We start from the raw sequence: 18,695 nt of genomic DNA on the forward strand, positions 1-18,695 counted from the left end.
ACCGAAGCTTCCGCCGACCTACCCTGAAGGTATGGCAGGGCGTGGCGACCCGCCTGAGGGGACTCCCGAGGGGGTCCCCGGCGGTGAGGACGAGTACCGATCCGTCGTCTTCGACGAGGCGTTCGTCCGCGCTGCCCGCCTCCAGGAGTTCTCCGCCGAGGAGCGGATGGGCGAGCACTCGCAGGCGGTCCGCTCCCGCCCGTCCTGGGACGGCCGCAGCGGCTCCCGGCAGGCCCTGCTGCTCGTCCTGCTGATCGTGCTCGCCTTCGGCACCGCCGTCTACCTGGGCGTCCGCAACCCGTACCAGGCCCCCGTCGACCAGCGGGCCGAACCCCTCCGGACCACGGTGGTCCCGCTCGCCCCGCAGGGCCCCGTGCCCGGCGGTACTCCGGAGAGTCTCTTCGCCCACAGCCCCGTCGCCGAATACCGCACCGGCGCCTCCGGCATCAACCTCCCCCTCGCCGCCCGCACCACGCACTTCTCCGAGAGCCAGGTGGTCACCGCCCTCGGCATCGCCAAGGACTACCTGGTCGCCTCCTCCCTCGAACCCGACGTCCTGGCCGGACTCACCGTCCGCCCGCCCCGGCTCCTCCTCGACCCCGACCAGCTGGAGCAGTTCGACCGGAGCGTCGAGTCGTCCCAGGACGACGGCCGGCACGCCGCCGCCGGCTGGCTGACCCGCTTCGACCCGCGCGAGGTCGTCCTCGCCGACCCGTCCGTCCGCGTCCAGGGGACCCTGCGGTTCGCGGAGGTCGACACCGACCTGATCGACGTCACGACGGACCACACCTTCACCTACGCCGTCCGGCCCGCCACCTCGGGCGGCGGCCCGGCGCCGCAGGCCTCGCTGTTCACCGTCCACCGCGAGCTGCACTTCCGCTTCGACCGCGACGACCTGCGGATGCACCGCGCCGAACTGCTGACCAGCACCGTCGAGGCGGGCCCCCAGTCCTGCGACGCCGACACCGCCGGCTCACTGCGGCCGCTCCTCGCGGGCGAGCGGGCCACCGACCCGAGCCGTCAGGCGGTCACCGACCCGTACGCCACGGGCCGGCCCACCACCTCCTCGCTCTGCGGCGCGCTCGCGCCGAGCGCTCAGCCCTCGCTCTGACCGGGCTCCGCGCCGCCGGCACCCGGCGAGCCTCCCTCGGACCCCGGCGATCCCTTCGCGCCGCCCTGGCCGCCGGCGGCGGCACCGCCGAACCGGCCGAAGAGCTTCCCGCCCAGGTCGCCCGCGAGGTCCCCGGCGCCGCCGGCTATGTCGCTGACCAGCTTCATCAGCGGATCCTTGCTGGTGCGCACGTGGTCCGCGTAGTGCCGCCCCGACTCGCGGAAGGAGTCGGTCACCGAGGTGTCCTTGTCCTCCGATCGCCGCGGGTAGTGGCCGTCCATGATCCGCTGGTAGTCGCGGGTCTCGGACCACTTCTTCAGCTCGGCCGCCCGCACGGCGGTGAAGGGATGCGAGCGCGGCAGCACGTTGAGGATCTTCAGGACGGAGTCGCGCAGGTCGCCGCCCTTCTCGTACTCGTCGGCCTGGGCGAGGAACGCGTCCACGTTCATCTCGTGGAGGTGGTTGCCGCCGGCGATCTTCATCAGGCCGCGCATGGAGGCCTGCAGGTCCTGACCCACGAGCAGCCCGGCCCGGTCGGCCGACAGCTCCGACTTGCGGAACCACTCGCGCAGCGCGGTGACGATCGCCATGATCGCCACGTTCCCCAGCGGGATCCAGGCGATCTTGAGGGCCAGGCTGGTGAGGAAGAGCAGGATCGTCCGGTACACCGAGTGGCCGGAGAGCGCGTGGCCCACCTCGTGCCCGACGACGGCCCGCATCTCCTCCTCGTCGAGCAGCTCCACCAGGCCGGTCGTGACCACGATGATCGGCTCGTCGAGGCCGATGCACATCGCGTTCGGCTTCGGGTCCTGCGTGACGTACATCGGCGGAACCTTCTCCAGGTCCAGGATGTAACAGGCGTCCCGCAGCATGTCGTTCAGATGGGAGAACTGCGCGTCGCTCACCCGCACGGAGTCGGAGAGGAACAGCAGCCGCAGGCTCCGCTCGGGCAGCAGTCCGCTCAGTGCCTTGAAGACCGTGTCGAAGCCGCTCAGCTTCCGCAGCGCGACCAAAGCCGAGCGGTCGGCCGGGTGTTCATAGGCCCGTGAGGAGATACCGGGGAAGCGCTTGCGCTGCCGCCCGGGCAGGTGTCCCTGGTGGTTATCGGTCATGGATACCCCCTGTTCGTACGAGTCGGTGCTCGTCCCCCTGACTCAACCCAGACTAGGCGAGGCGACTACCGTGTGCCGGAGCCTGTGGATAACTCGGGCACTGTGGACAACCGAGGAGCACGACCACCATGCCGGACATCGCGACCACCGCCGTCACGCCGCTGTTCGCCGCGGCCTCGGAGCAGCAGGGCGCCGGCGACACGCTGCGGATCGCCCTGCTCGTCTCGATCGTCGGCGCCGCCCTCCTCGCCTGGTTCCTGCTGCGCGGCTACGGCAACGGCGGCGAGGACCCCGCGGAGACCAAGGAGACCAAGGAGACCAACGAGACCGAGAAGGCCGCGAAGAGCCCGGCGGCCGCCGCCGCACGCACCGAAAACGGCCCAGGTGACGCCAACGCCTGAGTCGGCGTGAGCGCTCCGCGACGCGCCGCATACGATGTGCGCGAAGTCTCCGCTCCCATCCCCGATCGAAGGTCCTGCCGAAGATGAGCCTCCACGCCACCGCCGCCAACCTGGTCACGCTCGCGAACGAGGGTGCCGAGCACGGCGGCAACCACGAAAGCCTCAACCCGTACGTGACGGGTGGCGGCGCCCTGCTCGCGCTCCTTCTGCTCCTGTGGATCACCACCCGCTTCAACCGCGACCGCTGAGCCCCGAGGCCGCTGATCCGGCGTTCGCCGCCGTGCCAGTAGGCTCTGCACGCATGGGAGAGCAGGAAGTGCCTACTGGCGGTCGCGGCAAGCGCCGACTCGGCGTGATGGGCGGAACGTTTGACCCGATCCACCACGGACACCTGGTGGCCGCCAGCGAGGTGGCCGCCCTGTTCCATCTCGACGAGGTCGTGTTCGTGCCGACCGGGCAGCCGTGGCAGAAGAGCCACAAGGCCGTCTCGCCGGCCGAGGACCGCTATCTCATGACGGTCATCGCCACCGCGTCCAACCCGCAGTTCTCCGTCAGCCGCATCGACATCGACCGCGGCGGCGCGACGTACACCATCGACACGCTGCGGGACCTGCGCTCCCTCAACAGCGACTCGGATCTCTTCTTCATCACCGGCGCCGACGCGCTGTCGCAGATCCTCACCTGGCGCGACGCCGAGGAGCTCTTCGCGCTCGCCCACTTCATCGGCGTCACCCGCCCGGGTCACGACCTCACCGACGACGGCCTGCCCAAGGGCGGCGTGTCGCTGGTCGAGGTCCCCGCGCTCGCCATCTCCTCCACGGACTGCCGGGCGAGGGTCGCACAGGGCGACCCGGTCTGGTATTTGGTCCCGGACGGTGTGGTGCGCTACATCGACAAGCGCCAGTTGTACCGCGGCGAGTGAGCCTCGGGGAGGGGCACCGGTGAACGATCAGCAGAACCCGTACGACCCGTACCGTCCGCAGCCGCAGATCATCGGCTACGACGCGTACGGGCAGCCGGTGTACCAGGAGCAGGTCCCGCAGCAGCACTACGACCCGTACGCGCAGCAGCAGCCTCAGCAGTACCAGCAGCACGACCAGCAGCAGGGCTACGTCTACGACCCGTACGGGCAGCAGCCCGCTCAGACGCCCCAGCCCCACCAGCCCCAGCAGCCGCAGTACGACCCGTACGCCCAGCAGCCGTCGTACGACCACGAGCAGTACGACACCGGCCACCCGCAGACCGGCCACCCGCAGACGGGCCACCCGTACGAGACGGGCCGGCCGTACGAGACGGGGCAGCAGTACGACGCGGGCCGGCAGTGGGCGGTCCGCACCGAGTCCGCGCCGCCGGCCCAGGCCCCCGCCCCGGCGGCACCGCCCGCCGGCGTGCCCGGGCAGCGCCCGGCACCCGAGGACGACGGGCGCGCCTACCGCACCGAGCAGTTCTCCTTCATCGAGGAGCCTGACGAGGACTCCGAGGACGTCATCGACTGGCTCAAGTTCACCGAGAGCCGGTCCGAGCGGCGTGAGGAGGCCCGCCGTCGCGGCCGTAACCGCGTCGTCGCCCTCGTCGTGGTCCTCGTGGTCGTCATCGTCGGCGGCGTCGGCTACCTCTGGTCGGCCGGCAGACTCCCCGGCATGGGCGGCGACGGCCCCGCGCAGAACACCGCCACGGGCCCGCAGCAGCGGGACACCATCGTCGTCCACCTGCACGACACCAAGGGCGGCGGCACCTCCACGGCCCTCCTCGTCGACAACGCCACCACCAAGCAGGGCACCACCGTCCTGCTGCCCAACGCGCTCGCCGTCGCCGACGACGAAGGCGCCACCACCACCCTCGCCAAGTCCGTCGAGGACGACGGCTCCAGCGGCACCCGTGAGGCGCTCGGCAACCTCCTCGGCACGAAGATCACCGGCACCTGGCGGCTCGACACCCCGTACCTGGAGAACCTCGTCGAGCTCGTCAGCAACATCGACATCACCACCGACACCGATGTGCCCGGCGACAAGTCCGGCGCCGAGCCGCTGGTCAAGAAGGGCGAGAACCAGACCCTCAACGGGCGCGCCGCCGTCGCCTACGCCACCTACCGGGCGCCCGGCGAGGCCGAGGCCAAGCAGCTCCAGCGCTTCGGCCAGGTGATGTACGGCGTGCTGCGGAAGATCTCCGACGACCCCAAGGCAGCCACGGTCACCATCGAGACCCTGGCCCAGATCCTCGACCCGTCGCTGCCCGAGAAGGACCTCGGCGCCTCCCTCGCCAAGCTCGCCGAGCACGCCAAGGTCGGCGACTACAAGACCGCGCTGCTGCCCGTCGAGCCCGACGGCTCCCTCAGCGGCGCCACCGGCGACAGCGTCGTCAAGGACATCCTCGGCGGCAAGGTCAGCGCTCCCGAGCAGGGCGCCGCGACCCGGGTCGCGATCCGTGACGCCACCGGCGAGGACGCCACCGAGGCGGCCCGGGTGGTCCTGATCAACGGCGGCTACGCCGTGGTCGGCGGCACCAAGGCCGGCACGCAGGAGAAGTCGCAGGTCGTCTACGCGGACGACGCCCAGAAGGCGACCGCCGCAGAGGTCGCCAAGACCCTGGGGCTCCCCGCGGGATCCGTCACCAAGGGCAAGCCCAGCGGAAACGCCGAGGTCACCGTGATTCTCGGCGAGGACTACAAGATCCCCGGCGCCAAGCGGTGACCGTCCTGTAATCCTTTTCGGGGCCGTCGGCGGTACATGAGACCCTTGAGGTGTCTCTGACCGCCGACGAAAGCCTGCTTGTGACCGCCACGGACCGCTCCATCGAGCTCGTCAACGCCGCCGCCCAGGCGGCGGCCGACCGGCTCGCGCACGACATCATCGCGTACGACGTCAGCGACGTGCTGTCGATCACCGACGCCTTCCTGCTCGCCTCCGCGCCCAACGACCGCCAGGTCAAGTCGATCGTCGACGAGATCGAGGAGCGGCTCCTCAAGGATCTCGGCGCCAAGCCGGTGCGCCGCGAGGGCGACCGCGACGCCCGGTGGATCCTCCTCGACTACGTCGACATCGTGATCCACGTCCAGCACAGCGAGGAGCGGGTCTTCTACGCCCTGGAGCGGCTGTGGAAGGACTGCCCCGAGCTGCCGCTGCCCGAGGACGCCCTCAAGACCCGTGGCAAGGCCGAGGAGCACGCCCGGCTCATGGGCACCGACGGGACGGACGGTGAGCTGAGCTGACCAGCGGCAAGGGCGGCACCGGCCGCCGCATCGTGCTGTGGCGTCATGGCCAGACCTCCTGGAACCTCGAGCGCCGCTTCCAGGGCAGCACGGACATCGAGCTCACCGAGGCCGGTGTCCTCCAGGCCCGCCGTGCCGCCAGGCTGCTCGCCGCCCTGAAGCCGGACGCGATCGTCGCCTCCGACCTCAGGCGCGCGGCGGCCACGGCCGCCGAACTCTCCGCGATCACCGGTCACGCCGTCGCCCACGACTCCGCGCTGCGCGAGACGTACGCGGGGGAGTGGCAGGGCCTGACCCACGACGAGATCACCGCGCGGTACGGCGAGCAGTACGCCGCCTGGAAGCGCGGCGAGCCGGTGCGCCGCGGTGGCGGCGAGCTGGAGACCGAGGTGGCCGACCGGGCCGCCCCGGTGGTCCTGGCGCATGCCGAGAAGCTGCCGGAGAACGGCACGCTCGTCGTGGTCAGCCACGGCGGCACCATCCGCACCACCATCGGCCGGCTGCTCGACCTGGAAGCCCGCCACTGGGAGAGCCTGGGCGGCCTGTCGAACTGCTGCTGGTCCGTCCTCGGCGAGGGAGCGCGCGGCTGGCGCCTTCTGGAGCACAACGCCGGAACGCTACCCGAGCCCGTTCTCGGCGACGACGACTGAGGCCCCGCGGCGGCTGCGGCCGAGCCCCGCGGCGGCGGCCGGCCGGTCCCCCGACCGGCTGCCGGACCCGGATTTCACTTTCCGGCAGGTCACAGGCTAAAGTTCTTCTTGTTCGCAGCGCACCGCGCGGGGAACACGAGGGGCTATAGCTCAGTTGGTAGAGCGCTTGCATGGCATGCAAGAGGTCAGGAGTTCAATTCTCCTTAGCTCCACAGTCACCGGATCCCGTCCCCAGTAGGGGGCGGGATTCGTCGTTCCGTCACCTCCGGACGTGGCGAAGCCCGCTGACCCCCTTGCGGGGCCATGGCAGAATCGGACCGCCGGAGGGGAACCGGGTCCGGGCGGGAGGGAGCGCGCATGGCCGTGGACGGTGCCGAGGAGATCGATGCCGATGCCGTCGCGGAATCCGCTCCCGGGTCACGCACCCGGCACACGTCCCGCGCCCACTGCGGGAGCTGAGTGATGGGTGCACACAGGCGGAAGTGCGACTGGTGCGGCAGCGGCACGCCCATCGTCCGGGACATGGACCCGGTCAACCCCGAGTTCCAGTACTGGTGCGAGGAGTGCGCGCGGGCGCTGATCATAAAGGGCGACCCCATCGAGACCTACCGCGAGCTCGAAGGGGAGCCGATCTACGGCCGGCTCCTCGACGAGCACTGCACCCTGAAGCGGTTCTACTCCTTCGCCACGGCCTGACGCCCGTCCACGGGGGACCGGGGCGCGACGACGCCCGCCTGCGACACGTCAGCCTGAGAGGCCCCCGTCCGGGATCCGTCGCGACGCGCGTCCACGGTCGGGTCCGCGGCGGCGTGCCCGCCCGGCAGTGAACGGCGTGCCCGCCGGCGCATCAGCGCGTAACCCGCGAACACCGCGAGCGCCGTCAGCGGATAGACCGCGGAGAGCAGCATCTGCCCGGCGTTCTGGTCGAGTTCGGGGCGACCCGGGTCGTGCGGCACCCACCACAGCGCGAACGAGGCGAAGGCCAGCGCCACGGCTCCCGTCACCGTCCACGCGCGCGTGCAGCGGTCGTACAGCAGGATCAGCAGGGGCACGCACCACACCCAGTGGTGGGACCAGGAGATCGGGCTGATCATCAGGGCGGTGAACGCGGTGACGGTCACGGCCACCGCCTTGTCACCGCGGAGCGCGGCCCGTACCGCGAGGACCATCGCCGCGCCGCCCAGGAGGGCCGCGGTGGCCGCCCACCACAGGCCCGGGGCGTCGGTGTGCATCAGCCGGGCGAGGACCCCGCTGATGGACTGGTTGGCGGTCTCCTCGGCGTGGCCGACCCGGCCGGTCTCGAACAGCGTCCCCGTCCAGAACTTCCGCGAGTCGGCGGGCAGGGCCACCGCCATCGTCAGCGTCGTCCCCAGGAACACGCCGGTGGCCGTCAGCGCCGTCCGCAGCCACTGGTTCACCCTCCGGTCCCGGCGCCACAGCAGCACGCCGGCGGCGAGCAGCAGGACCACGAAGAGACCCGGTGTGAGCTTCACGGCGGTGGCGAGCCCGATGCCCAGGCCGGCCCAGCGGCTTCCCTCGCGGCGGGTCAGGTCCCAGAGCACCGCCACCGCTATGAGCAGGTTGATCTGTCCGTAGCGCAGCGTCGTCCAGACCGGCTCGCACCAGACGACGACCGCGGCGATCAGCAGTGTCCTGCGCCACAGCTCGGCGCGCGCCGCCGGGCGCGCGAGCCCGGGACGGACCAGCTGGAGCGAGAGCTGGACCAGCGCCACCACCAGGAGCAGGTTCCCCGCGGTGGTGAGCGTCCGCATCAGCGGCACGCTCACCAGGGTCAGCGGCAGGAACACCACGGCGGCGAACGGCGGATAGGTCATCGCGAGGTTCGCCGAGGTGGCGCGCATCGCGTAGAGGTCGTCGCCGGCCCGCAGCGTCTCGGCCTCGGCCCGGTAGACCATCACGTCGAGCATGTTCACGTGGGCGAGGCGTTGCGCCACCCAGAAGGCCGTGAACGAGAGCAGACAGACCGCCGCGGCGGTGGCGAGGGGCCACCGGCGGGCGCGGGTCGGAGGGAGCGCGGAGACGGACACAGTCGGCGACCCTACCCAAAGCTCCGCACGGCTCCGGAGAAACGGATTTGGAGAACCGTCGGACGGCCGGTTACTGTTCTGTTCGTCGCCGCGACGCACGCCGGAGCGGTGACGAGCAGCAAGGGGCTATAGCTCAGTTGGTAGAGCGCTTGCATGGCATGCAAGAGGTCAGGAGTTCAATTCTCCTTAGCTCCACAGAAGGGAAGCGGGCCGTCCGGAAGGACCGGCTCGCACCGCTTCTGCGGTACTCTGAATCCCTCGCACGGGGCTATAGCTCAGTTGGTAGAGCGCTTGCATGGCATGCAAGAGGTCAGGAGTTCAATTCTCCTTAGCTCCACAGATGAGAAGCGGGTCATCCGGATCGGATGGCCCGCTTCGTCGTGTGCCACTCCCCGGAACGCCGGTGCGGCCCGCTCGGGCCCTGCGGTACCCTGACGCCATGCGTGCCGTACGCCTTCTGCTTAGCGAGCCGCGCTGATCAGTCCCGACGGATGAAGATCCGGTCGGCATCGGCGCGGCGTCCCCTCCTGTGCGAGGGGATTTTTCATTTCGTGGCAGTGCTGGCAGTGGGCAGAGACGATCGATGGAGCTTCAAGGACCATGACCGAGATCAACACGGCTGCCGAGACGGCGGCCCCGCATCGCTACACGGCGGCCCTGGCCGCCGACATCGAGGCACGCTGGCAGGACGCCTGGGACGCCGAGGGCACCTACGAGGCCCCGAACCCCAGCGGTGACCTGGCCGGGGACGCGGCCGTGGCGGCCCGCCCCAAGAAGTTCATCATGGACATGTTCCCGTACCCGTCCGGTGCGGGCCTGCACGTCGGCCACCCCCTGGGCTACATCGCCACCGACGTCTTCGCCCGCCACGCGCGCATGACCGGCCACAACGTGCTGCACACCCTGGGCTTCGACGCCTTCGGCCTGCCGGCCGAGCAGTACGCGGTGCAGACCGGCACGCACCCGCGCGTGTCCACCGAGGCCAACATGGAGAACATGAAGGTCCAGCTGCGCCGGCTGGGCCTGGGCCACGACAAGCGCCGGTCGTTCGCCACGATCGACCCGGACTACTACAAGTGGACCCAGTGGATCTTCCTGCAGATCTTCAACTCCTGGTACGACGCCGACGCCAAGAAGGCCCGCCCGATCGCCGAGCTGGTCGAGCAGTTCGAGAGCGGCGCCCGTGAGATTCCCGGCTCCACGCGCGCGTGGAGCGAGCTGAGCGCCGTCGAGCGCGCCGACGTCCTGGGCGAGTACCGCCTGGCGTACGCCTCCGACGCCCCGGTCAACTGGTGCCCCGGCCTGGGCACCGTCCTGGCCAACGAGGAGGTCACCGCCGACGGCCGCTCCGAGCGCGGCAACTTCCCCGTCTTCAAGGCCAAGCTGCGCCAGTGGAACATGCGCATCACCGCCTACGCGGACCGCCTGCTGGACGACCTGGACGGCCTGGACTGGCCCGAGGCCATCAAGCTGCAGCAGCGCAACTGGATCGGCCGCTCCGAGGGAGCCCGCGTCGACTTCCAGGTCGGCGACAGCGGCGCCATCACCGTCTTCACCACCCGCCAGGACACCCTGTTCGGCGCCACCTACATGGTGCTGGCCCCGGAGCACGACCTCGTCGAGAAGATCGTCCCGGCCGCCTGGCCCGAGGGCACCCACGACGTGTGGACCGGCGGACACGCCACCCCCGCCGAGGCCGTCGACGCCTACCGCAAGCAGGCCGCGGCCAAGTCCGACGTCGAGCGGCAGGCCGAAGCCAAGGACAAGACCGGTGTCTTCACCGGCGCGTACGCGACCAACCCGGTCAGCGGCGAGCAGGTTCCGGTCTTCATCGCCGACTACGTCCTGATGGGCTACGGCACCGGCGCGATCATGGCCGTCCCCGCGCACGACGCCCGCGACTTCGCCTTCGCGCGCGCCTTCGAGCTGCCCATGCGCTGCGTCGTGGAGCCGAGCGACGACCGCGGCACCGACCCGTCCACCTGGGACGACGCCTTCGGCTCGTACGAGGCGAAGCTGATCAACTCCGCCAACGACGAGGTCTCCCTGGACGGCCTGGGCGTCGTCGAGGCCAAGGCGAAGATCACCTCCTGGCTGGCCGACCGCGGCATCGGCGAGGGCACCGTCAACTTCCGTCTGCGCGACTGGCTGTTCAGCCGCCAGCGTTACTGGGGCGAGCCCTTCCCGATCGTCTACGACGAGGACGGCGTCGCCCACTCGCTGCCCGAGTCCATGCTGCCGCTGGAGCTGCCGGAGGTCGACGACTACTCGCCGCGCACCTTCGACCCGGACGACGCGGACACCCAGCCGGAGACCCCGCTGTCCCGCAACGAGGACTGGGTCAACGTCACCCTGAACCTGGGCGACGGCCCCAAGAAGTACCGCCGCGAGACCAACACCATGCCCAACTGGGCCGGTTCCTGCTGGTACGAGCTGCGCTACCTGGACCCGCACAACGACGAGAAGCTGGTCGACCCGGCCATCGAGCAGTACTGGATGGGCCCGCGCGAGGGCATGCCCACCGGTGGCGTCGACCTGTACGTCGGCGGCGCCGAGCACGCCGTGCTGCACCTGCTGTACGCCCGCTTCTGGTCCAAGATCCTGTTCGACCTGGGCCACGTCTCCTCCGCGGAGCCGTTCCACAAGCTGTACAACCAGGGCATGATCCAGGCCTTCGTCTACCGGGACTCCCGCGGCATCGCCGTGCCGGCCGCCGAGGTCGAGGAGCGCGACGGCGGCTACTACTACGAGGGCGAGAAGGTCAGCCGCGTCCTGGGCAAGATGGGCAAGTCCCTGAAGAACGCGGTCACGCCGGACGAGATCTGCACCGAATACGGTGCCGACACCCTGCGCCTGTACGAGATGGCCATGGGCCCGCTGGACGTCTCGCGCCCGTGGGACACCCGCGCCGTCGTCGGCCAGTACCGACTGCTGCAGCGGCTGTGGCGCAACATCGTCGACGAGGCGACCGGCGAGGTCACGGTCGTCGACGAGCCGGCCGACGAAGACACCCTGCGTGCGCTGAACAAGGCCATCGACGGCGTCGCCCAGGACATGGTCGCGATGCGCTTCAACACCGCCATCGCCAAGATCACCGAGCTGAACAACCACCTGACCAAGAGCGGTGGCGCGGTGTCCCGCCCGGTCGCCGAGCAGCTGGTGCTGCTGGTCGCGCCGCTGGCCCCGCACATCGCCGAGGAGCTGTGGCACCGCCTGGGCCACACCGACTCGGTCGTCCACCAGGACTTCCCGGTCGCCGACCCGGCCTACGTCGTGGACGAGACCGTGACCTGCGTCGTCCAGATCAAGGGCAAGGTCAAGGCGCGCCTGGAGGTCTCCCCGTCGATCAGCGACGCGGACCTGGAGGCACTGGCGCTGGGTGACGCGAACGTGGTGGCCGCGCTGGGCGGCGCGGAGATCCGCAAGGTGATCGTCCGCGCGCCGAAGCTGGTGAACATCGTCGCCGGCTGACGACTGACCTCCCGGGCACAGCGCGCCTGACGGCGCGGTCCCCCTAGGGGGAGGCTAGGGGCAGGTTGAGGGTTCGAATGGAACCGTCGGCCTGCCCCTTCCGTTTACCGTGGAAGAACCACAACCGCGGCCGGAGGGGCGAGCCACATGGAAGCCTTGATCACGATCTTGGCGCTGCTCTTCGTCGCCTTCATGGCGCTCGGGGTCTATGCCACGGTGAAGGTGGCCAAGGCGGCCAAGCGCGGCGTCGACCGCACCATCGACCATGCGCGGCGCACGGTCGAGGACACCACGCTGAGGGCCAAGAGCTTCGGCCAGACCGGCGTCGCGGGCGAGCTGGCCCAGCTGAGGCTCTCGCTGCGCACCTCGATGCGCGCCACTCAGGACGCACTCCACGCGGGCGCGGCCGAGGACGCCTCGCTGAGGGAGTCCCTGGACCTCTTCCACCGGCTGAGCGCGCACGGCCGAGAGCTCGACGAAGACCTCAAGAGGCTGGAGCGCGAACCCGACCGGGCCCATGTCGCGGCCCAGCTGCCGGAGCTGCGCCGGCGCACCGAGCAGATCACCCACTCCGCCGACGCACTGCGTTTCGCGGCGCGCGACCGGGCCCGCAGATTCGCCGATGACGACCTGTCCTCGCTCAGTGCCCAGATCGACATGGAGGCGGGCGCGCTGCGGCACTGGACGCGTGCGGACGGTGTCGATGACGGCGACGAGCGTCATGGCGCGGCCGGCCGGGGCGGCCCGGGCGGCTCCGAGCAGGGGTGGCCGGCGGCCGGGGCTCCGGCGGCGGGTGCCGAGCAGGGGCAGGCATGGTCGGGCGCAGAGGCGGGCCCGTCCGTCGGGCCGCAGGCGATCAACGCGCCCGACCCGCGCGGCACGGCCTACCCGTGGGAGAAGTCGACCCGGCCGGAGACCACTACCTGAGGGCCGGCTGGATCCTGGGCTGTGGCTGTGGCTGTGGCTGTGGCTGTGGCTGTGGCTGTGGCTGTGGCTGTGGCCGCGGCTGTGGGCAGTGCGGCTACGGCTACGGCTAGGGGAAGTGCGGTGGGCAGGGTGAGGCCCGGGTCTGCCGGCGTGTTGGAGGTGCGCCGGGCGGCGTTCCGCTTGAGGCGCCCGCGATCGCTGGGGTGGTCTCGGGGGCCCGGGCTGCCGTGCGGCGGCCCCGGCGGGTAACCTCCCGCTCATGTCCCGGCATGTCGCGATCGTCACCGATTCCACGGCCTACCTGCCACCCCAGACGATGGAGCGGCACGCCATCACGGCCGTTCCGCTCACCGTCGTCATCGGCGACCGCGCGTTGGAGGAAGGGACGGAGATCTCGGCCCGCTCGCTCGCGGAAGCCCTGCAGAAGCGACGCCTGGTGACCACCAGCCGACCCGCTCCCGAGGTCTTCGCCGCCACCTACCGCGCCGCCGCCGAGGCGGGCGCCGGCGGCATCGTCTCGCTGCACCTGTCCGGCGAGATCTCCGGTACCTACGACGCCGCCGTGCTCGCCGCCAAGGACGCTCCGGTGCCCGTACGGGTCGTCGACACCAGGATGGTGGGCATGGCCCTCGGCTTCTGCGCCCAGGCGGCGGCCGAGGTCGCGGACGCGGGCGGCTCGCTCGACGAGGCCGTCGCGGCCGCCGAGAAGCGCGCCGCGAGCACCTCGGCCTTCTTCTACGTCGACACGCTCGACTATCTGCGCCGCGGGGGCCGCATCGGCACCGCTCAGGCGCTTCTCGGGTCCGCGCTGGCCGTGAAGCCGCTGCTCGAACTCGAGGGCGGCCGGATCGAGCTGCGCGAGAAGGTGCGCACGGCGTCCAAGGCGATCGCACGGCTGGAGGAGATCGCGGTCGAGCGGGCCGGTGCCGGTCCCGTCGACATCGCCGTGCACCACCTCTCCGCGGCCGACCGGGCCGCCACTCTCGCCGAGCGGCTGCGCGAACGTCTGCCGGCCGTCGAGGACCTCCAGGTCACCGAGGTCGGTGCGGTCATCGGCGCCCACACCGGTCCGGGGCTTCTCGCGGTGGTCGTGTCCCCTCGCTGACGCAGGTGCGATGCCGCAGGTGCCCTGTGCGTGTGCCGATCACTGGGATTGGCACGTGTCATCCCTCATGAGGGTGACGGAGTTTTCCACAACTGGTCGGTTATCCACGGGAATCCGGTGATCTCGGCGGATCGGTGCTCGGTCGGCCTACCGTCGATGTCATGACTCTTCGCACACACATCGCATCACGTCGTAGTGGACCTACCAGTGGACCGACCAGTGGGCCGGGCCGGCTTCCGGGCTCGGACGGAAGGTCCCGGTCGAGGGGCGCGGCCGCCCGGATCCATCGCAGGCGGGCGGCCGGCGCGCTCGCGGGACCGACAGCGGTACGCCGGCGGGGCGAGGCGCTGTTCCCGTCCGCGGCCCCGCCGCCTGCGCCGGGACCGGCACAGGGCCCGTCGGTCTCCGCGGTCTCCCCGGTCCTGCCGAGCCCCTCACAGCCGCCCGAATCGCCATCGCGGCCGTCAGGACCGGAGACGGAGCCGCAGTTGGGGCCACCGACGGGGGTGGCGTCGGGGGAGCGAGGGCGGGCCGGGCCCGAACCGCCCGTGCGACGCGGGGAAATGGTCCGGCTCGCGCTGCGTGACCGGCTGCCGCTGTGGGTCCAGTCGCGGTGCGGGCTCGAGCGACGGTCGCTGGCCGCGCTCGCGGTGGTCCTTGCCGTCGCGGCGGGTGGCGCGGGGGCTTACTTCTGGGCGGGGCGGCCGGAGCAGGTCAGGGCGCCCGAGGTGGTCGCGGCGGCCCGGCCGCTGCCCGGGACGGCGGCGTCGTTCCCGGAAGCTGCGGCGACTTCGCCGACGGCTCCGGGGTCGGGCTCGCTTCCTGATCCGATCGCCGGCGCGAGCGCGAGCGTGCGTGCGAGCGCGGGTGCGGTCGTGGTGGTCGACGTCGGCGGCAAGGTGCGCCGGCCGGGAGTGTTCACCCTTCCTGCCGGCTCCCGGGTCACCGACGCCTTACGCGCGGCGGGCGGCATTCGCCCGGGCACGGACCTGACCGGCCTGAACCGGGCGCGGGTCCTCCTGGACGGCGAGCAGGTCGTGGTCGGGCTCCCCGTCCCCGCGACCGCCGGCGCGCTCATGGGTGCCGGGGGCGCCGGGGGCGCTGCGGGCGCTGCGGGTTCCGCGCCCGGGCCGCCGAGCCCCGCCAACCCGCTGAGCCTCAACGCGGCGACCGTCGAGCAGCTCGACGCCCTGCCCGGTGTCGGCCCGGTACTCGCCCGGCACATCGTGGAACACCGTGTCGAGCACGGGGGTTTCCGGTCGGTGGCCGAGCTGCGGGACGTCAACGGGATTGGTGCGCGCAGGTTCGCGGACCTCGAGCCCCTGGTCCGGCCATGAGCGAGGACATCCGTCCGGCGCCCTGGGACGAGGGTCCGGCCGATCTGCGGCTCGTGGCGCCGGCCCTCGCCGCCTGGGGCGGGGCGGCACTCGCGGTGGGCGTCGCCGGCTGGTGGACGGTAGCGGGTGTACTGCTCTGTCTGGCGGGTGCGGCGCTGCTTCTGGTCCCGGCCGCCCGGCGCGGGCTGCGGGCGACCGCCTTCGCGGGTGTGCTGTTGTGCGCGGCGGCCGGGGCTGCGTCCGCCGGGTTCCACGCGGCGGATCTGCACAGGGGGCCGGTGCCCGAACTCGCCCGGGAAGACGGCCGGGTGGTGGCGGAGGTGGTGGTCACGTCCGACCCGAGGGTCACTCCTCCCAGAGTGCGCGGGAGCCGGGCGGCGCCGGTGTCCGTGGTCGTGGAGGGCGAGGTGACACGGGTCGAGGAGCGGGACGGCGCGGTGCACCGGACCAGAGCGCCGGTGCTGCTCGTGGTGCCGGCAGGAGAGGAGCGCGAGGCCTGGCTGCGGCTGCTGCCGTCGACCCGGCTGCGGGTGTCGGGGAGGCTCGCCGTCCCGGCGCGTTCCGGAGACCCGTTCGCCGCGGTGCTGCGGGTCGACGGCTCAGGGGAGCCTCGGGTCACCGGGCCGCCGAGCGCGCTGCAGCGCACGGCGGGCGGACTGCGCGCCGGGCTGCGGCACGCCACGGAGGGCCTCGCGCCCGATGCCCGGGCGTTGCTGCCGGGCCTGGTCGTCGGCGACACATCCAGGATCGAGCCCGACCTGAAGGAGGCGTTCGAGGCCACCGATCTGACCCATCTCCTGGCGGTCTCGGGTTCCAATCTCACCCTCGTGCTGCTGCTTCTCATCGGCAGGCCGGGCACCGCGCAGCTGGCCGAGCGAGGTGGGCTCGCTCCACGCCTCGGTATTCCGCTGCGAGCGACGGCGTTCGCCGGGGGAGCGCTGACGCTGGCGTTCGTGGTGGTGTGCCGGCCCGATCCGAGCGTGCTGCGTGCGGCGGCCTGCGGACTCGTCACTCTGCTCGCCGTCGCGACCGGACGACGGCGCTCGCTCATCCCGGCGCTCGCCGCCGTGGTGCTGGTCCTGGTGCTCTACGACCCGTGGCTGGCGCGGAGTTACGGCTTCCTGCTGTCGGTGCTGGCCACGGGAGCGCTGCTCACGGTCGCCCCGCGCTGGAGCGAGGCACTGCGGCGGCGGAGGGTGCCGGGCAGGATCGCGGAGGCGCTGGCGGCGACGCTTGCGGCGCAGGCGGTGTGCGCGCCGGTCGTGGCGGTCTTCGCGGCGCGGGTGAGCCTGGTCGCGGTGCCGGCGAATCTGCTGGCCGAGCCCGCCGTGGCCGCGGCCACGGTGCTCGGATTCCTCGCGCTGGCCCTGGCGGCCGTCTGGCCGGGAGCGGCAGAGGCGGTGGCCTGGCTCGCCGGGCTGCCGGCCGGGTGGATCGCGAAGGTGGCCCGCACCGGTGCGGCGCTGCCCGGCGCGGAGACGTCCTGGCCGGACGGCTGGTGGGGCGGGCTGCTGCTCGCGCTGCTGACCGGGCTCGTGCTCCTGGCCGTACGGGGGCTGCCGTGGCGGCGGTGGATCGGGGTGGCCTGTGCGGCGCTGTTGCTCCTGGCGGTGGTGCGGCCGCCGCCGTTGGTCCGGCTGGTGTCCGGATGGCCGCCGCCGGGGTGGGTGTTCGCGATGTGTCAGGTCGGTCAGGGGGACGCGATCGTGCTCGCGGCCGGTGGTGACACGGCCGTCGTGGTGGACACGGGACCCGATCCGGCGCCGGTGGACCGGTGCCTGCGGGACCTCGGGGTGCGCCGGATCCCGCTCCTGGTGCTCACCCACTTCCACGCGGACCATGTCGCCGGGCTGCCGGGGGTTCTGCGGGGACGGGCGGTCGGGGCGATCCAGACGACCGGGCTCGAAGCGCCGCCAGGGCAGGCGGAGTTCGTGCGGCGGACGGCGCGTGCGGCCGGGGTTCCTCTGGTGCGGGCCGGGGCGGGCGAGCGACGCAGGCTGGGCCCGCTGGAGTGGTGGGTGCTGTGGCCGCGGGCCGGTCCGGGCAGCGCGGGCCGCCCGGAGGGCTCAGCGGCTGCCGGGCAGCCGGGAGAACCGGGAGAACCGGGAGGGCTGGGTGAGCCGGGAGGGCTGGGTGAGCCGGGAGGGCTGGGTGAGCCGGGAGGGCTGGGAGAGCCGGGAAGGCTGGGAGAGCCGGGAGGGTCGGCAGAAGCGGGAGAGGCGAGGGAGCCGAGGGAGCTGGGGGAGCCGAGAGGGCTGGGGGAATCGGGGGACTCGGGAGGGTCGGGGGAGGCCGGGGTCAACGATGCCAGCGTGACGTTGTTCGTGCGGGCTGCCGGCGGGGTGAGTGTGCTGCTGCTCGGCGATCTCGAACCTCCGGGTCAGCAGGGGCTGTTACGGGCGTACCCGGCGTTGCCGCCCGTGGACGTGCTCAAGGTCGCTCATCACGGCTCGGCCCATCAGGACCTGGGGCTGATACGGGCGGTGCGGCCGAGGCTCGCGCTGGTGTCGGCCGGCCGGGACAACCCTTACGGGCATCCCTCGCCGCGGACGGTGCGGGCGCTCAGGGCGGGCGGGGCGCGCGTGCTGAGCACGGACCGGGACGGGGCGATCGCGGTCACCGGTGCGGGCGCCGGGCTGACGGCGCACACCTCCGTGGTCGGCACCGGCTGAGGGCTCGACTAAAGAAAGCGTTGTAAAGGAGTCTTTCTAAAGATATGTTTTCATCATGACGGAGCAGCCTCGTAGCATCCAGCTCACCGACCCCCGCGCCCTGCGCGCCTACGCCCATCCGACGCGGATGACCCTGGTGGGTCTGCTCCGGAGCGAAGGGCCGTTCACGGCTACGCGGGCGGCCGAGCTGACCGGAGAGTCGGTGGCCAGCTGCTCGTACCACCTGCGGATACTCGCCAAGTACGGGCTGGTGGAGCAGGCACCCGGCGGCAAGGGGCGGGAGAAGCCCTGGCAGGCGACGGCGCGGTACACCGAGTGGCCGGGCCACAGCGAGGACCCGGCCGTCGCCGAGGCGGCGGACGCGCTGAGCGGAGCCGCGATCCAGCTCTACTTCCAGCGCGTCCTCCGAGCCGTGGAGAACCGGCGCACCCTGCCCAGGGAGTGGCAGGAGGCCGAACAGTTCGGCGACTCGTTGCTCTACCTCACCCCTGAGGAGCTCGCGGACCTCGGGCGGCGGATGGAGGAGCTGCTGCGGCCCTACGAGGACCGCGACGCCGATGCGGCCCGGCGGCCCGAGGGCGCCCGACCGGTCAGCGTCCTGAGGATCGCCTACCTGCAGCGAGAGAACCACGACAGCGACGAGGAGGAGTGAC

The 18,695-nt window shown here is 71.9% G+C and carries 16 protein-coding genes and 3 tRNA genes; 17 read left to right on the forward strand and 2 right to left on the reverse strand.

Going from position 1 to position 18,695, the window contains the following annotated elements:
* Nucleotides 1-31: 31 nt before the first annotated feature.
* Entirely contained in the window at nt 32-1,111 is a 1,080-nt protein-coding gene (locus tag ACFVGS_RS10310; RefSeq protein ID WP_385692152.1) for a hypothetical protein, read from the forward strand.
* Here the strand turns inward: ACFVGS_RS10310 and ACFVGS_RS10315 are convergent.
* Entirely contained in the window at nt 1,096-2,223 is a 1,128-nt protein-coding gene (locus ACFVGS_RS10315) for a M48 family metallopeptidase (protein ID WP_384416700.1), read from the reverse strand. The two genes, ACFVGS_RS10310 and ACFVGS_RS10315, sit on opposite strands and share 16 nt — an antisense overlap.
* A gap of 128 nt (nt 2,224-2,351) precedes the next feature.
* On the opposite strand from ACFVGS_RS10315, the gene ACFVGS_RS10320 reads away from it, so the two are divergent.
* The 8 genes from ACFVGS_RS10320 to ACFVGS_RS10355 all read left to right on the forward strand — a co-directional run bounded on the left by ACFVGS_RS10320 (nt 2,352) and on the right by ACFVGS_RS10355 (nt 7,178).
* Nucleotides 2,352-2,624 carry a hypothetical protein gene (locus ACFVGS_RS10320; RefSeq protein ID WP_385692196.1) on the forward strand — a complete coding sequence of 91 codons (273 nt, stop codon included), beginning with the start codon at nt 2,352-2,354 and terminating at the stop codon, nt 2,622-2,624.
* A gap of 83 nt (nt 2,625-2,707) precedes the next feature.
* A complete protein-coding gene (locus tag ACFVGS_RS10325) occupies nt 2,708-2,872 on the forward strand; it encodes a hypothetical protein (protein ID WP_384416701.1) in 165 nt (54 codons plus the stop codon).
* A 53-nt stretch (nt 2,873-2,925) separates the two neighbouring features.
* Nucleotides 2,926-3,546 carry a nicotinate-nucleotide adenylyltransferase gene (nadD, locus tag ACFVGS_RS10330; RefSeq protein WP_128979797.1) on the forward strand — a complete coding sequence of 207 codons (621 nt, stop codon included), beginning with the start codon at nt 2,926-2,928 and terminating at the stop codon, nt 3,544-3,546.
* A gap of 19 nt (nt 3,547-3,565) precedes the next feature.
* A complete protein-coding gene (locus tag ACFVGS_RS10335; RefSeq protein ID WP_385692154.1) occupies nt 3,566-5,314 on the forward strand; it encodes an LCP family protein in 1,749 nt (582 codons plus the stop codon).
* A gap of 80 nt (nt 5,315-5,394) precedes the next feature.
* Nucleotides 5,395-5,832 carry a ribosome silencing factor gene (gene rsfS, locus ACFVGS_RS10340; RefSeq protein WP_384416825.1) on the forward strand — a complete coding sequence of 146 codons (438 nt, stop codon included), beginning with the start codon at nt 5,395-5,397 and terminating at the stop codon, nt 5,830-5,832.
* Nucleotides 5,829-6,482, forward strand: coding sequence for a histidine phosphatase family protein (locus ACFVGS_RS10345; RefSeq protein WP_385692194.1), 654 nt, complete (start codon nt 5,829-5,831; stop codon nt 6,480-6,482). The genes rsfS and ACFVGS_RS10345 overlap by 4 nt, the downstream gene beginning before the upstream one ends.
* 139 nt (nt 6,483-6,621) lie before the next feature.
* A tRNA-Ala gene (locus tag ACFVGS_RS10350) sits at nt 6,622-6,694 on the forward strand.
* A gap of 250 nt (nt 6,695-6,944) precedes the next feature.
* Nucleotides 6,945-7,178, forward strand: a complete 234-nt coding sequence (locus ACFVGS_RS10355; protein WP_005317760.1) for a hypothetical protein — start codon at nt 6,945-6,947, stop codon at nt 7,176-7,178.
* Here ACFVGS_RS10355 and ACFVGS_RS10360 read toward each other — a convergent pair.
* Nucleotides 7,157-8,530 (reverse strand): glycosyltransferase 87 family protein, encoded by a 1,374-nt coding sequence (locus ACFVGS_RS10360; RefSeq protein ID WP_385692157.1) that lies wholly within the window; start codon nt 8,528-8,530, stop codon nt 7,157-7,159. The two genes, ACFVGS_RS10355 and ACFVGS_RS10360, sit on opposite strands and share 22 nt — an antisense overlap.
* Before the next feature lie 122 nt (nt 8,531-8,652).
* Between ACFVGS_RS10360 and ACFVGS_RS10365 the strand changes: the two genes are divergently transcribed.
* The 8 genes from ACFVGS_RS10365 (at nt 8,653) to ACFVGS_RS10400 (ending at nt 18,694) form a co-directional block, all read left to right on the forward strand.
* A tRNA-Ala gene (locus tag ACFVGS_RS10365) sits at nt 8,653-8,725 on the forward strand.
* 69 nt (nt 8,726-8,794) lie between these two features.
* A tRNA-Ala gene (locus ACFVGS_RS10370) sits at nt 8,795-8,867 on the forward strand.
* A 263-nt stretch (nt 8,868-9,130) separates the two neighbouring features.
* Nucleotides 9,131-12,001: a leucine--tRNA ligase gene (leuS, locus tag ACFVGS_RS10375; RefSeq protein WP_384416709.1), complete on the forward strand. Its 2,871-nt coding sequence runs from the start codon at nt 9,131-9,133 to the stop codon at nt 11,999-12,001.
* A gap of 147 nt (nt 12,002-12,148) precedes the next feature.
* The gene (locus ACFVGS_RS10380) at nt 12,149-12,928 is read left to right on the forward strand and encodes a hypothetical protein (protein ID WP_384416712.1); all 780 of its coding nucleotides are present in this window, start codon (nt 12,149-12,151) and stop codon (nt 12,926-12,928) included.
* Nucleotides 12,929-13,187: 259 nt separating this feature from the next.
* On the forward strand, nt 13,188-14,033 hold the full coding sequence (locus tag ACFVGS_RS10385) for a DegV family protein (RefSeq protein WP_384416715.1): 846 nt from the start codon (nt 13,188-13,190) through the stop codon (nt 14,031-14,033).
* 548 nt (nt 14,034-14,581) lie between these two features.
* Nucleotides 14,582-15,370, forward strand: coding sequence for a helix-hairpin-helix domain-containing protein (locus ACFVGS_RS10390; RefSeq protein WP_385692159.1), 789 nt, complete (start codon nt 14,582-14,584; stop codon nt 15,368-15,370).
* The gene (locus tag ACFVGS_RS10395) at nt 15,367-18,042 is read left to right on the forward strand and encodes a ComEC/Rec2 family competence protein (RefSeq protein WP_385692161.1); all 2,676 of its coding nucleotides are present in this window, start codon (nt 15,367-15,369) and stop codon (nt 18,040-18,042) included. The genes ACFVGS_RS10390 and ACFVGS_RS10395 overlap by 4 nt, the downstream gene beginning before the upstream one ends.
* 55 nt (nt 18,043-18,097) lie before the next feature.
* The gene (locus ACFVGS_RS10400; RefSeq protein WP_384416724.1) at nt 18,098-18,694 is read left to right on the forward strand and encodes a winged helix-turn-helix domain-containing protein; all 597 of its coding nucleotides are present in this window, start codon (nt 18,098-18,100) and stop codon (nt 18,692-18,694) included.
* Nucleotide 18,695: the final 1 nt, after the last annotated feature.

The sequence above is a fragment of the Streptomyces sp. NPDC127114 genome, assembly GCF_042677525.1.
GTDB lineage: Bacteria > Actinomycetota > Actinomycetes > Streptomycetales > Streptomycetaceae > Streptomyces.

Bases quoted from the DNA above. Each gene is read 5' to 3' on its own strand.
- ACFVGS_RS10310 (WP_385692152.1), top strand. From the start codon at position 32: ATGGCAGGGCGTGGCGACCCGCCTGAGGGGACTCCCGAGGGGGTCCCC.
- ACFVGS_RS10315 (WP_384416700.1), bottom strand. From the start codon at position 2,223: ATGACCGATAACCACCAGGGACACCTGCCCGGGCGGCAGCGCAAGCGC.
- ACFVGS_RS10320 (WP_385692196.1), top strand. From the start codon at position 2,352: ATGCCGGACATCGCGACCACCGCCGTCACGCCGCTGTTCGCCGCGGCC.
- ACFVGS_RS10325 (WP_384416701.1), top strand. From the start codon at position 2,708: ATGAGCCTCCACGCCACCGCCGCCAACCTGGTCACGCTCGCGAACGAG.
- nadD (WP_128979797.1), top strand. From the start codon at position 2,926: ATGGGAGAGCAGGAAGTGCCTACTGGCGGTCGCGGCAAGCGCCGACTC.
- ACFVGS_RS10355 (WP_005317760.1), top strand. From the start codon at position 6,945: ATGGGTGCACACAGGCGGAAGTGCGACTGGTGCGGCAGCGGCACGCCC.
- leuS (WP_384416709.1), top strand. From the start codon at position 9,131: ATGACCGAGATCAACACGGCTGCCGAGACGGCGGCCCCGCATCGCTAC.
- ACFVGS_RS10380 (WP_384416712.1), top strand. From the start codon at position 12,149: ATGGAAGCCTTGATCACGATCTTGGCGCTGCTCTTCGTCGCCTTCATG.
- ACFVGS_RS10385 (WP_384416715.1), top strand. From the start codon at position 13,188: ATGTCCCGGCATGTCGCGATCGTCACCGATTCCACGGCCTACCTGCCA.
- ACFVGS_RS10395 (WP_385692161.1), top strand. From the start codon at position 15,367: ATGAGCGAGGACATCCGTCCGGCGCCCTGGGACGAGGGTCCGGCCGAT.
- ACFVGS_RS10400 (WP_384416724.1), top strand. From the start codon at position 18,098: ATGACGGAGCAGCCTCGTAGCATCCAGCTCACCGACCCCCGCGCCCTG.